The following is a 13795-nucleotide window of genomic DNA, read 5'->3' as shown; positions in this document are numbered from 1 at the left end:
TATGAGTCTGAATTTTCTTGATTTTGAGCAGCCGATTGCAGAGTTGGAAGCGAAAATTGACTCGCTGACCGCAGTCAGCCGTCAAGACGAAAAATTAGATATTAATCTGGATGAAGAAGTCCAGCGCCTGCGTGAGAAGAGTGTTGAACTGACACGTAAAATATTCTCCGATCTGGGGTCCTGGCAAATCGCCCAATTGGCGCGTCATCCAATGCGTCCTTATACGCTGGATTACATCAAGCATATCTTTACCGATTTTGATGAGCTGGCGGGCGATCGCGCCTATGCGGATGACAAAGCGATTGTCGGCGGTATTGCGCGTTTGGACGGGCGTCCGGTGATGATTATCGGTCATCAGAAAGGACGTGAAACCAAAGAAAAAATTCGGCGTAATTTTGGTATGCCTGCGCCGGAAGGCTATCGCAAGGCTCTGCGTTTGATGGAAATGGCGGAACGCTTTAAATTGCCAATCATTACGTTTATCGACACCCCGGGGGCTTATCCCGGCGTAGGCGCGGAAGAGCGCGGTCAGTCGGAAGCCATTGCGCGCAACCTGCGGGAAATGTCCTGCCTGCGCGTGCCGATTGTCTGCACCGTTATCGGCGAAGGCGGATCCGGCGGCGCGCTGGCTATTGGCGTGGGCGATAAGGTCAACATGCTGCAATACAGCACCTACTCGGTGATTTCACCGGAGGGCTGCGCATCCATTTTGTGGAAGAGCGCGGATAAAGCGCCGCTGGCGGCAGAGGCCATGGGCATTACGGCGCCGCGTTTGAAAGAGCTGAAGTTGATTGATAGCGTCATCCCTGAACCGCTGGGATCCGCGCATCGCGACGTGGCGACCATGGCTGAATCGCTGAAAACTCAGCTGCTGACCGATCTTCAGGATCTCGATGCGCTGGATGAAGAAGAGCTGCTTAACCGTCGCTATCAGCGTCTGATGAATTACGGCTACTGCTGATTATTCATCGGGTAATTATCCAAAGGTCCGCTGTCAGTAATGAGAGCGGACCTTTTGCTATTATTCTTCTCTTCCGGTACGGTTTGAAAAATAATAATCCACTGAGATACCCATCAAGCTGTTTCAGATAACCTGACCCGAACATCGTCAATCAACGTGGGAAGCTATGCTAAAACTCATTGATATGCATCATATTGCAATTATTTCCTCTGACTATGAGCGCAGTAAGGCTTTCTATTGCGACGTGCTGGGTTTTACGCTGATGAGCGAGGTGTATCGCGCCGCGCGGGATTCCTGGAAAGGGGATCTGGCGCTCAATGGGCGCTACACCATTGAGCTGTTTTCATTCCCGAAACCGCCGGCTCGCGTTAGCCGGCCAGAAGCCTGCGGTCTGCGCCATCTGGCTTTCTCAGTGGAGAGCGTGGAACAGGCTAGCGCCGCGCTCGCTCAGGCGGGCGTGGTTTGTGAGCCGGTGCGCATCGATCCTGACACGCAGCGACGCTTTACCTTCTTTAGCGATCCGGATGGATTGCCTTTAGAACTGTATGAGATTTGACCCGGTGAATAACGGTACTCCGCTCGACGACCTTTTGCTGGCTTCCCTTAGCGCGCAGACGGCTGAATATCGGCAGATGCTGGTGGCTTACAGCGGCGGGTTGGATTCCAGCGTGTTGTTGCATTTGATGGTGACGTTACGTCAACGCGACAATATTGAGCTGCGCGCGGCTTACGTTCATCACGGATTAAGCCCGCTGGCGGATAGCTGGGCGGAGCACTGTCGTCGGCAGTGTCGCCAATGGCAGGTGCCGTTTGCCGAGCTTACCGTGACTGTCGATGCGCAAAACGGCGGGGTTGAGGCGGCGGCAAGGGAGGCGCGCTACCGGGCGCTGAATACTCATTTACTGGACGATGAGATTCTGCTGACGGCGCAGCATCTTGACGATCAGAGTGAAACGTTTTTACTGGCGCTCAAGCGGGGCAGTGGTCCCGCCGGGCTTTCAGCGATGGCCGCCAGAACGACACTGGGCAACCATACGCTGCTGCGCCCCTTATTAGGCTTTTCTCGCCAACAGTTGGATAAGTATGCGCGATGCCACCGGCTGAGTTGGATCGAGGATGACAGCAATCAGGATGAACGCTTCGATCGTAACTTTCTGCGCCGGAAGATACTTCCCCAGTTAACCGAACGCTGGCCGCATTTCCCTACGGCGGTTGCGCGCAGCGCGCAGCTCTGCGCCGAGCAGGAACAATTGCTTGATGAGCTTTTGGCCGACTCATTGCAGGATCTGTGTCAGCCGGATGGTTCTTTGAGCATAGAAGGTTTACTGCCGTTCAACCCGGTGCGGCGATTTGCATTGCTGCGCCGTTGGCTGGCGGAACGGGGGGCGCAGATGCCTGCTCGCGATCAACTGCAACGGTTATGGCATGAGGTCGCCGTTAGCCGTCAGGATGCCGATCCGGTGCTACGGCTTAATCAGCGGCAGATTCGACGCTTCCGGCAGCATCTTTATGTGCTGCCGCTGATGCAATCGCTGAAAGCCTGTGTATTGACATGGACGCCGCCGTTCGCGCCGCTCACGCTGCCCGATGGCGCAGGCGTGCTGTCATTGACGGATGATGGCATGCGGGTACGCCGGCCGAATGCGGAAGAACAGGTCAGTATCCGTTTCTGTGCCGGCGGGCGGGTGCATATGGCGGGACGGGCAGGCGGGCGATCGATGAAAAAACTGTGGCAGGAACTGGGCGTGCCGCCGTGGTTGCGCGATCGTACGCCCTTGGTTTTCTATAATGACCAGTTGATCGCCGCGCTCGGTTGGTTTGTGACCCTGGAAGGCCAGGCGAAAGAAGGCAATCCGTGTTGGCGTATTGGCTGGCTGAAGGACAACCGCTGAAATAAAAACGGACAACGTTGGTTGTCCGTTTGGAAGAGCCGATACGGCTCAGGATTCGCTGACCACCACTTTCCCTATTTCCGGGTGGCTAAAGCTGACGATGTGATCGAGACGAAGTTCGCGCGTCGAACCAGACTCTTCGATCACTAAATATTCAACATGTTTACGTGAGATCATGTCGCTGGCTTTACCGATAACGGTTTCACCACTACGCAGTTCCAGCGTCAATATCAAATTCTGCTGGCAGGTGGCCTCCAGATTGTCGTAATCATCACAGTTGATGGGTTGATATTCGTTACTCATTGACATAATCGCTCACCAATAAGTTGGCGGCGGCATAAGCCGCCTGTTCCCTGACAGAGGATGGCAATTCGCTGTTGGCAGCAATGTCATCCAGGGTCTTCAATACACAACCCAGCGAGTCGGGTATATAGCCCAGATCGCCGCTGGCGATCTCCGCGTACACGCGGCGTACTAATTCACAGTATTCTTGCACTATATCCTCCCCTGAAAGCCTAACCCGGTAGGCATTCAATGCATCCTCGTGCTCACTGCGGCGGATGTTGTAAGCCTACGAAGATAAACTCTATTTATCAAATCGACTATAGCATAGGCTGTATTAGGATATCAGTATTCCAATCTGTCTGTTTCATAACAGCAATCACCTTTACTGTGAGGATAGTCCCAACTCAAGTACACTGTCTGCGGATAAAGATGAGGTAACAGATGGCATTAAAAGCAACGGTGTATAAGGCAGCGATTAATATTGCGGACATGGATCGCCATTTTTTCCATGATGCTAACCTGACAATCGCCCAGCATCCTTCAGAAACGGAACAGCGGATGATGTTGCGTTTGCTGGCCTGGATCTGCCATGCGGATGAGAATTTACGCTTTACCAAAGGCCTGAGCGCCGACGACGAGCCGGAAATCTGGTTGCGGAATGATACGCTGGAACTGGAAAAATGGATCGAATTGGGGTTGCCGGATGAAAAGCGGCTGAAAAAAGCCTGTAGCCTGTCTCGTTCGGTCGTACTGTACGCCTATGGCGAACGTGCCGCGCAGGTGTGGCGGCAAAATATTGCAGGTAAAGTATCGGGTTATAGCAACCTGGCAATCTATTTTCTCGACGATCGTCAACTGGCGCAACTCGCCGCTTTGGCAAAGAGAAATATGACGCTGCAGGCTACCTTACAGGAAGGAACTATCTGGCTGTCCGACAGTGAGAATAGTCTGGAAATCACATTTGCCGACTGGCAAACCGCGCGGCAATAAGGATTATTATGCGCTGGTTGATAAACAGTAGAAGAAATCATCGGTAAAATAGCCGGTTATAATAACAGGCCGACCCCAGTAGGAGAATAATGGTGAAAAAACTGGCGATTGGCGCGCTGTTGGTTGCAGTCATATCTGTACTGATTGGGTGCCATACACGTTCACAGGCGCAAGAGGAACCATTAAAACCGATGGCGCAGAGCTATCGTGGAATATTGCCCTGTGCTGATTGTGAAGGTATTGATACGTCACTATTTTTGGAAAAGGACGGTACGTTTATTCTGCGGGAGCATTATCAGACGACGCGTGAGGGAACGAACACCTTTGCCGAGTATGGTCAATGGCGGCGCACGGCGGATAAACTGGTGTTAACCAATAGCCGTGGTGAAAAACGCTATTTCCGCCCGTCGGATAATGATTTGGAAATGCTTGATCAACAGGGTGTGCCTATCAATTCATCCTATTCCTATCGCCTGAAGGCAACAGATTTGACCCTGCCGGACACGCCAATGGCAATGACAGGGATGTATCGCTATATGGCGGATGCCGCGACGTTCGCCGATTGCGTCACCGGGAAAACCTTTGTGGTGGCGGAGAATGTCATGTTGGAACGGAATTACCTGAAGATCAGTTCTGAGGGCGCGCCGGTATTTATGGAATTTTCGGCGCATTTCGCCAAGCGGCCTTCAATGGAAGAGGGAAGAACGACGAAGGCGTTAGTGGCGGACGACGATAGTAGCGCTCGGATGGATGCGCGGCGGCATTGCGATCCCGTGACGGAATAACGCTGAGTGATAAAAAAGGCGCTGAGCGATCAGCGCCTTTCTTGTTTCGGTAAGCAATATCGCCGGTTATTACAGCATATTTTTCAGACGGTATAGCCAATCCAGCGCCTGGCGGGGCGTCAAGGTGTCTGGATCGATCGATTCCAGGGCTTCCACCGCCGGCGACGGCTCTTCGCTATCTAGCAACGTAAGCTGCGCGCCGTCAATATGGCTTGCCGATGCGTTGTTGGACAAGGTTTCCAACTCTTTGAGCTTTTTCCGCGCCCGCTTAATCACATCTTTCGGTACGCCCGCCAGCGCGGCTACGGCTAGTCCATAGCTTTTGCTGGCCGCGCCGTCCTGCACGCTGTGCATGAACGCAATGGTATCGCCATGCTCCAGCGCATCCAGATGAACGTTCGCCACGCCTTCCATTTTTTCCGGCAAATTGGTCAGTTCAAAATAGTGGGTGGCGAACAGCGTCATGGCTTTGATTTGGTTAGCCAGATTTTCCGCACAGGCCCAGGCCAGGGACAAGCCGTCATAGGTCGAGGTGCCGCGGCCAATTTCATCCATCAACACCAGGCTGTTTTCTGTCGCGTTATGCAGGATATTGGCGGTCTCGGTCATCTCCACCATGAAAGTAGAACGGCCGGAGGCCAGATCGTCAGCCGCGCCGACGCGCGTGAAAATACGGTCCACCGGGCCGATAACCGCCTGATCCGCCGGAACGAAACAGCCAATGTGCGCCATCAGTACGATCAACGCCGCCTGACGCATATAGGTGCTTTTCCCCCCCATGTTGGGGCCGGTGATAATCAGCATACGACGCTGGGGCGAAAGCGACAGCGGGTTTGAGATAAAGGGTTCGCTGAGAACCTGCTCCACCACCGGATGGCGGCCGCCAAGGATTTTGATGCCGGGCTTATCGCTGAGCGTCGGGCATACATAGTTTAACGTATAGGCGCGCTCAGCCAGATTCGCCAGCACATCCAGTTCGGCTAATGCCGCCGCGCTCTGTTGCAGTTCCGCCAGATGCGGCAGCAACAGATCGAACAATTCGTCATAAAGGGCTTTTTCCAGCGCCAGCGCCTTGCCTTTGGAAGTCAGGACTTTGTCTTCGTATTCTTTTAACTCCGGGATGATATAGCGCTCGGCGTTTTTCAGCGTTTGCCGGCGAACATAGTGTATCGGCACCAGATGGCTTTGACCGCGGCTGACCTGGATGTAATAACCATGTACGCCATTGAAGCCGACCTTGAGCGTATCAATCCCCAGTTTTTCACGTTCGCGGATCTCAAGCCGGTCCAGATAATCGCTGGCGCCATCCGCCAGCGCTCGCCACTCATCCAGTTCAACGTTGTAGCCGGTCGCGATCACGCCGCCGTCGCGCACCAGCACCGGCGGCGCCTCCACTACTGCGCGTTCAAGCAGGTCGCGCAGTTCGTCAAACTGCCCAATCTGGCTGACCAGCGTATGGACATACGCGGTTTCCACTGGCGCCAGCAGCGCCCGAATGTCGGGAAGTTGCTGGAAAGCATGACGCATGCGCGCTAAATCGCGCGGGCGGGCGGAGCGGAGCGCCAGACGCGCCAGAATACGTTCTAAATCACCGACCTGCCGCAGATAGGGCTGTAATTCGGCGCCGAGATCCTGCAGTGCGCTGATAGCCTGTTGGCGGTTGGTCAGAATATCGATGTCCCGGCTGGGCATATGCAGCCAGCGTTTTAGCATCCGGCTGCCCATCGGCGTTACCGTGCAGTCCAGCACCGCGGCCAGCGTATTCTCCGTACCGCCGGAGAGATTTTGCGTCAGTTCCAGATTCCGTCGCGTGGCGGCGTCCATAATGATGCCGTCCTGCTGGCGCTCCATGGTAATGCCGCGAATATGGGGCAGCGAAGTGCGCTGCGTATCCTTGGCGTATTGCAGCAGGCAGCCGGCGGCCCGCAGCGCGAGTTTGGCCTGTTCCACGCCGAACCCGATGAGGTCGCGCGTGCCGAACTGCAGATTTAACTGCTGACGGGCGGTATCCAGTTCGAATTCCCACAGCGGACGACGGCGTAACCCATGGCGATGTTCAATCAACGACATGGATTCAAATGATTCAGGGTAAAGCAATTCCGCCGGATTGGTTCGTTGCAGCTCCGCCACCATCGTTTCCCGATCGGCAGGTTCGGTCACGCGGAAACGGCCGGAGCTGATATCCAGCGTGGCATAGCCAAATCCACGGCCATCCTGCCAGATGGCGGCTAACAGATTGTCCTGCTTTTCTTGCAACAAGGCTTCATCGCTGATGGTGCCTGGCGTGACGATGCGCACCACCTTGCGCTCGACCGGTCCTTTACTGGTGGCGGGGTCGCCGATCTGTTCGCAGATAGCGACCGATTCGCCTAACTGCACCAGCTTTGCCAGATAGTTCTCGACGGAATGGTGGGGAACGCCGGCCATCGGTATGGGCTCACCGGCAGAGGCGCCTCGCTTGGTCAGCGAGATATCCAAAAGCTGCGATGCCCGCTTGGCATCGTCATAGAACAACTCATAAAAGTCGCCCATACGGTAAAACAGCAGAATTTCCGGATGCTGCGCCTTCAGCTTGAAGTACTGCTGCATCATTGGGGTGTGGTCTGATAGATCCTTGTCAATAGACTCATTCATATTGATTTTACTCGTTTTTTAAGTCTTTCAAGTGCTCATGTGGCCCCAGGTAAAACCCTTTTAAACGCACATAAACCCATAAATTTGTAGCTCACTTGTAGCCTAAAACGTGATAGGTTACCTTCTAATCATTCTTGGGCTACAAACAGTGGTGATACTTTGAAAACAACTCTCAGCCAGTCTTTCATTATCAACAAGTTAAGTATCAATGTTAAGCCTGCACTCAGTAGCTCTGGAAAAGTCGTTTTCGAAGTTAACCTACAACAGAAGCCATACATCGTTTTTGACGATCACCGTGATTCGCCAGTAGGTTTTGGTGTGAAGGTAAGTTTGACGAAAAAAACGTATGTAATCCAGAGAAGAGTGTCTTCCGGTGATCGTAGTGTGAGTGAAGGTAAGAAACCTAGTTCTGTGCTCAAAGTAAAAGTTGGCAATGTTTCTGATTTTCCGAATATCGATCAAGCTCGTGAAGTAGCCCGACAGTTGGTTCAGACCATGATCGCAACAAAGAGGAATCCCAATAGAATCAAGCGAGAAACAGAGGCTTCTGAACTCACTATCAGCGAAGTCTTTGCTCAATACAGAAATCATTTGATGGGTAGATCTAAACCAGCGAAACCCAACACACTTAATGTGCTGAGCAAAGCAGAAAACAGGCTTTCTGAATGGTCAGGGCTTCGAGTGAAGGATTTAACAGGCAATGAAATTCTTCGCAAGTTTGATGAAATCGCAAGTAGAGCAAGGACGGCCGCAGAGCAAACATTCCGCTGGGCTAACGTTGCTGTAAAACACGCAATCGAGATTGAAGCAGGGAATGCTCAGACCCAGCAACGACAACCCTCTTTGTCCTACAATCCATTCTCTATCTTGAAAGTTCAGAAGAAGTTCAGGACTCGATCAGAACTGGAAGACAGCTACAAAGCAAAAGGTGTCAGAAATCCGCTTTCGCCAAAAGATACTCTTGGACGATTTTTAACAGCATTACATAACAAAAGAAGTTTCAATCGTTTAGGCTGTGATTACCTGCTGTTGACGGTTCTCATAGGTGCCAGGAAAGAAGAAACAGCTTCTCTGTGCTGGCGAGAGTCTCTTACAAAGGAAGAAGCTAAAACGACGAGCTATGTTGATCTTGATAACAGAATCATTCGCTTTTACGACACTAAAAACCGTAATGATCATGAGCTTCCGATCTGTGATGCATCAAAGCGTATTCTAGAAGACAGACGGGATATTGTGTTTGATTCCGAAACTCGTCTAGATAGGCGAAAATGGGTTTTTCCCGCACGTTCGCCAAAGAGCAAAGTAGGACACTATTCGGACAGTAAAAGTTTGCGAGAATATCTTTGTCAGGATGCAGATATTGCCAAACTTGGTATGCATGACCTCCGTAGGACCTTTGGCCGCGTTGCAGAGGAGCTAACATCGTATGCGGTGGTCAAAAGATTGCTTAACCACCGCAACACGACAGATCCAACAGAGCGTTATGCTGTTCCTGACGAAGATAGGGTTTACGAGGCTCTACAACGTATTGAATTGCATATGTTGATGACTGCGCCTACGTTATACAATGCACTACTGGCTTCTTCCAAATACCCGCCATTGTCTTAAAACAAGGAGTAATGGATGAGTGTTATTGAAACATTGAGAGAACTGTCCGAAGTTTGGAAACTGTTCAGCGAAATACCTGATGACGCTACTTTGAGCGTAGATTTGGCAGCTCTTTACCTTGGCATAAGTGTCAAAACGTTAGCGAGATATCGACAGAACGGTGGCGGCCCTCAATATATTCAATACCAAACTGAGGATAGCAAAGCCCGGAATCAACGGGTAAATTATCTCTTAAGAGATCTTCGTTCCTGGCGAGATAACCACAGAGTAAGCAGCACTATGCACGCTGCACAAGTCCGGGGATTAGCTTTTACCTGCCTTTCAGATTTCATTGAACCTCAACCATTCTGGCGAATCACCAGCGATAGTGGTTCTGAAAGTAAAATCATATCCCATGCGCTTACTATCCCTGATGATGATTTCAGACAACTTCTTTTAGAGCCTAATGCCGAAGTTGTCTGGATCTCTGTTGAGAAAGCTCTCTTTATGGAATGGGATAGTAAAAATGGACGAACTATCTGGCACTTAGTATTTTCTTCGGCGTTAAAAAACATTATTCTTTCAACGAATGCTGAAGAGGAAAAAAATATGCTGAATGATGCTTTGAATACTTAATTCATGGTTGGGATTTTCTCAAACTTAGATATCTAATATAAGTAATTTTTAATGGAATAAGTATGCTACTGCGAAATGAACATTTATCTCACTTTAAAACAAGTAGAATTAAAACTAACGGCATTAGCACTATTAATTTTGTTTTCAAAGATAGGGAGTATCTCATTAACTTTGAAGATGGCAGAATTGAAAAAGGTTATGGTTATTGTCTAAAAAGCATAGATGGAAATGTCGTGGAATGGAGTTTATTACAATGGCTCACTTTGTATTTCGGAGAAAGTGCTGATGATCCTTATGCTGTTCGAAATAACACTTATTTTTTTGAACGAGGTTATCAGGTTTTTGATGGAAAAGTCTTTTTAAAATTTATGGCTAAGGTCTCTAAATTTCCTTTTTCATCATATCCACAATGGAGGAATGAACTTTTAAGGAAATCTCTAGCGATATATTGCATGGGGGTTAGAATATCTATTGATGATATGCCCATTACGGTTGGATACTTTGCTAATTCAATAGAAGGACTCTCTAATGCATATTGGAATGACCGCTCTAATTATAAAACATTAGGTAGTAATCCATATAAGAAGCTTATCAATGCAAGATTTATGAGGTTAAAGAAAAGCAAGAAGCATGGTGAAGAAGTAAAAAGATGGTTAAAATATATTGAGCAAGAAATTGATGTTATCACGGAGATTAGGAATGTCTATTGTGGTCATAGCCTTATGCACTCAAAAAAAGAACGCAAAAAGTTGATCTCTGTTATGAATAATTGGTCTGTAAAGCATGGGTGGGATAGAAAAAATGAAAAAAGAAAAGCCTACAGAACAAGTATTACAGAGAAGACTCTGGGTGGGGTACATTCTGGCGCAATATTCAAACTATCAATGAATACAAACCGAATATTGTTTTTTTACTATTTTAATTTGATTAGGGATCTTCCTTTTACTGAGCATGATTTCACATTATTTGGCGTTAAGCTTGATAAAGAACCATTGGCCATTGAACATCCAGATAGAATTGCTTGAAAGGTAGATAGGGAAGGGAAATATGTATGAAATACTTCTTCATTGAATCCTTTTGACATTTATCACTGATATGTTATCTACATCGGATAGGAGAATAAAAAGGAACAGATGAGATGAGTAATAAGTTCTACCTTGATCTGAAAAAAGTATTTAACAATGAAGTATCAGTGGATAGCTTTTTTGAGAAAGAGCTTTCTTATTTAGATTACAAACATATAGCAGCATTGTCAGCTCTGGCTTTTGTTGAAGATAAGATAAACGCTAATAAACTAAAGACATACAGTGATATTGTTTCAAGATTTAATCTTGATGATTTTGCTTTCGCTATCGTATGTCTTTACGAAATGTATCAAGACAATGATATACCTTTTCCGTTCCAGGAAAGACAGGATATAATATGGTCTATATGTCAGTCTTTGGTCGATAATGGGAATTCTGATTATGATGAATACATCCGAAGGCTACGATGTGCCATATCTGGATTATACCAATTCGACCGATATTTGGTGAAAGATAATGGGCGTGAACTCCCTTTATATGGTGTATGGAATTAGTTAAGTTAGGTAGCGTCCTTGCTATTCAAGTAATCATCTATTAATTTGGCTCATTCCGGTGATGCTGCTTTGCTTCGAATTTATCTGTCATTTCAAGATATTCCATAATCTCTTGTGCCATTTCTTCTGTATCCAGCCCTGTACGAGCAATCTTCCCGTCTTCATAGTAGATATCCCATACCGTTGAGATGATTGTTCCATCTGTCGCGTACTTGATTCTTTTTTCTATCTTGCGGTAGCTGTCAACGAAGTTGTCACCCTTAATGCGTTTTCAGGCTGCTTTTTCTGATGCGTTTTGTGGCTTATCCGGATTCAACATCACCACGCCTTCTCGCTGCCATTGACGACATTGCCTTGACCATCGACCCGGTCTGGCTTTCCTCGCCGCTTCATACACCGCTTTCCTGTTTGCCAGCAGACTTATATCTTGCCCCTGGTGGCGCTGTTCCGGTGTGACATAACCGATGCCACTATGTCGATGCGCTTCGTTATACCAGCGGCTAAAGCGTTCAACCCATCGTCTGGCTTCATCAAGTCCCGTGAAGCCCGCTGACGGCCAGCCCGGCACATATTTTAACGTTCTGAACAATGACTCCACGAACGGATTGTCGTTACTGACCCGAGGCCGACTGTGCGAACCCGTGATATTCAGCTCTTCCAGTTTTGCCTTTAACGTTTGGGACTTCATCGGCCCACCGTTGTCGGCATGCAGCACCAGCGGTTGCCGGTAGCATCGTTCTCGCAGCACGGCACGGTGCAGCAACGCGGCAGCGTGCTCACCGCTCTCCTCTTCATGAACCTCATAACCAACGATTTTCCGGCTAAAAATATCTTCTATCAGGTACAGATAAAAATAACGGCCTCGTACCCGTGACGCGCACCACGTCACATCCCAGGTCCAGACCTGACGGGGCGCAGTGGCATGGTAGCTGGTCGGCTTACTGAGGGTTACCGGCGCCCGGCTACGACCGCGATGATGAACCTGACCATGGCGCCGGAGTATCCGGTAAAACGTTGATTCGCTTGCCAGATAGATGCCATTGTCCGCCAGACGCGGTACGATCTGCGCAGGGGGCAGGCTGGCGTATTCCGGCTGGTTACACACGGCCAGTACCTGCTGTTCCTCCGCCAGCGTCAGTTTATTGCCCGGGGTCGGACGTACTGCGATGGGACGCCGATCTTCGGCCTGCCTGTGCCATCTCTTCCAGGTTCTCAGGCTGATATTCACTTCCCGGCAGGCCGGAACCAGACGGGCCCCCTGGTTCATCGCCTCCCGTATCCACTGGATAAATTGCACGCGTTCAAGGACGGGCGTCAGTCGTCCTCGTCTTCCATCCCGTAGTAACGGTTGAGCTTTTTTCGCAGTACCAGCAAGGCGGCAGCCTCCGCCAGCGCTTTTTCTTTTCGCGCCAGTTCACGTTTAAGTTGTTTGTTTTCTTTAGCCTGTTGCTTTAACTGCGCTTTATCCGCAGGGCTATCGTTATTCTGTTCGATAAAAGCCTGCTTCCACTGTGCTATTTGCTGTGGGTAGAGTCCTTTGCGACGACAGTATTCCCCTAATTCCGCCTCACTGAGCGTGGCGGTTTCAACAATGACGGCAAAACGGGCTTCGCTCGACCATTGCTCAGTAGTTTTATTGGCTCCGGGCACCGGTTTCCCCTCCAGTCTGGCCTGATTACGCCAATTATACAGGGTTGCGTCAGAAATCCCCTCCTGCTGAGCCAGCAAGGAGACGGTCATGTTGTAAGGCGGCAATAATTTTGCCAATACCGCGGCTTTACGTTCCGGTGAATAACGTTTCATATCAGGCTCCATTGTCCCCATTTAGATTTTCAACAGGGGGTGACAACTATCCTGACAGAGGGGGTACGGTTCTGACTTATGGTGCGAAGCAGGTTTTAATAAATAAGAAATTAATCCGTTGAAGATTTTCCCTCTTTTGATTTTTTGCATTCCTTTCATTCAAGCTACCTAACAGATGTGCTTGTAGCTGTAAGGCATGAGCGAAGCTCAGAAATTTGGCGCTTGACTGCGAAGATTTCTGTCTTGGTAAGCTCACCACCAGTGCTTTTACTTTCGAGATGGATAAGTAGCTTGTTCAGCTTTTGTGAAATTTCGCTGAGGGATTTCCAGGCTTCTATGTTGATAGGCGGCACAGCTACTGGAAGTTTATCGAGAAAAGCCAAGCGAAACCATTCACCTTTACTTTTGTCGCCACGCCTTGCATTGAGAAGTTGTAGTTCTTCATGGTTCAACCTAACACTGATGCAATGTGTTCTTAACAAGCTTTCAGGTGATTCTTTATCATATATTTTATTAAAACTATTTCCCATACGAATTCCTTTCGTTTTTTCTATCAGAAAAATATTCCTTATGTTCTTATTTATATTTAATTCGAGAGGGATGTCAATGTGAAGGTGTTATTTTGTAATAAACAATATAATAA

Annotated in this window: 14 protein-coding genes; 9 read left to right on the top strand and 5 right to left on the bottom strand. The window is 49.1% G+C overall.

Features of this window, described 5'->3' with window-relative positions; translation table 11 throughout:
* The first annotated feature begins 1 nt into the window (after position 1).
* From accA to tilS, 3 genes are all read left to right on the top strand, one after another.
* Positions 2-961, top strand: coding sequence for an acetyl-CoA carboxylase carboxyl transferase subunit alpha (accA, locus tag ACN28R_RS13590; RefSeq protein WP_048635889.1), 960 nt, complete (start codon positions 2-4; stop codon positions 959-961).
* A gap of 166 nt (positions 962-1127) precedes the next feature.
* On the top strand, positions 1128-1517 hold the full coding sequence (locus tag ACN28R_RS13585) for a VOC family protein (protein ID WP_048635888.1): 390 nt from the start codon (positions 1128-1130) through the stop codon (positions 1515-1517).
* A complete protein-coding gene (gene tilS / locus ACN28R_RS13580; RefSeq protein WP_095834679.1) occupies positions 1507-2853 on the top strand; it encodes a tRNA lysidine(34) synthetase TilS in 1347 nt (448 codons plus the stop codon). Before ACN28R_RS13585 ends, tilS begins: the two co-directional genes overlap by 11 nt.
* Before the next feature lie 48 nt (positions 2854-2901).
* On the opposite strand, the gene rof is transcribed toward tilS, so the two are convergent.
* Positions 2902-3162 (bottom strand): Rho-binding antiterminator, encoded by a 261-nt coding sequence (gene rof / locus ACN28R_RS13575; RefSeq protein ID WP_048635886.1) that lies wholly within the window; start codon positions 3160-3162, stop codon positions 2902-2904.
* Positions 3149-3349, bottom strand: a complete 201-nt coding sequence (locus ACN28R_RS13570; RefSeq protein WP_048635885.1) for a YaeP family protein — start codon at positions 3347-3349, stop codon at positions 3149-3151. Before ACN28R_RS13570 ends, rof begins: the two co-directional genes overlap by 14 nt.
* 230 nt (positions 3350-3579) lie before the next feature.
* Here ACN28R_RS13570 and ACN28R_RS13565 point away from each other — a divergent pair, with 230 nt between their 5' ends.
* Positions 3580-4128 (top strand): YaeQ family protein, encoded by a 549-nt coding sequence (locus ACN28R_RS13565; RefSeq protein ID WP_095834678.1) that lies wholly within the window; start codon positions 3580-3582, stop codon positions 4126-4128.
* Between the two features lie 92 nt (positions 4129-4220).
* Positions 4221-4913, top strand: a complete 693-nt coding sequence (nlpE, locus tag ACN28R_RS13560) for an envelope stress response activation lipoprotein NlpE (protein ID WP_375153874.1) — start codon at positions 4221-4223, stop codon at positions 4911-4913.
* Positions 4914-4982: 69 nt separating this feature from the next.
* Here the strand turns inward: nlpE and mutS are convergent, their stop codons facing one another.
* Positions 4983-7547 carry a DNA mismatch repair protein MutS gene (gene mutS, locus ACN28R_RS13555; protein ID WP_095834676.1) on the bottom strand — a complete coding sequence of 855 codons (2565 nt, stop codon included), beginning with the start codon at positions 7545-7547 and terminating at the stop codon, positions 4983-4985.
* Positions 7548-7706: 159 nt separating this feature from the next.
* Here mutS and ACN28R_RS13550 point away from each other — a divergent pair, with 159 nt between their 5' ends.
* From ACN28R_RS13550 to ACN28R_RS13535, 4 genes are all read left to right on the top strand, one after another.
* On the top strand, positions 7707-9155 hold the full coding sequence (locus tag ACN28R_RS13550) for a tyrosine-type recombinase/integrase (protein WP_095834675.1): 1449 nt from the start codon (positions 7707-7709) through the stop codon (positions 9153-9155).
* A 15-nt stretch (positions 9156-9170) separates the two neighbouring features.
* Entirely contained in the window at positions 9171-9770 is a 600-nt protein-coding gene (locus ACN28R_RS13545; RefSeq protein ID WP_095834674.1) for a hypothetical protein, read from the top strand.
* 62 nt (positions 9771-9832) lie between these two features.
* A complete protein-coding gene (locus ACN28R_RS13540; RefSeq protein ID WP_095834673.1) occupies positions 9833-10795 on the top strand; it encodes a hypothetical protein in 963 nt (320 codons plus the stop codon).
* Between the two features lie 113 nt (positions 10796-10908).
* Positions 10909-11349 (top strand): hypothetical protein, encoded by a 441-nt coding sequence (locus ACN28R_RS13535; protein WP_095834672.1) that lies wholly within the window; start codon positions 10909-10911, stop codon positions 11347-11349.
* Positions 11350-11620: 271 nt separating this feature from the next.
* Here ACN28R_RS13535 and ACN28R_RS13530 read toward each other — a convergent pair.
* Both ACN28R_RS13530 and ACN28R_RS13525 read right to left on the bottom strand, forming a co-directional pair.
* A protein-coding gene (locus ACN28R_RS13530) for an IS3 family transposase (protein WP_095833363.1) occupies positions 11621-13152 on the bottom strand; the annotation gives its coding sequence in 2 pieces (ribosomal slippage) (positions 11621-12711 and positions 12711-13152; 1533 coding nt in all).
* Between the two features lie 164 nt (positions 13153-13316).
* Entirely contained in the window at positions 13317-13682 is a 366-nt protein-coding gene (locus tag ACN28R_RS13525) for a hypothetical protein (RefSeq protein WP_095834671.1), read from the bottom strand.
* Positions 13683-13795 lie beyond the last annotated feature (113 nt).

It is taken from the genome of Brenneria goodwinii (genome assembly GCF_002291445.1).
GTDB lineage: Bacteria > Pseudomonadota > Gammaproteobacteria > Enterobacterales > Enterobacteriaceae > Brenneria > Brenneria goodwinii.
This window is presented reverse-complemented; position numbering and strand designations above follow the sequence as displayed.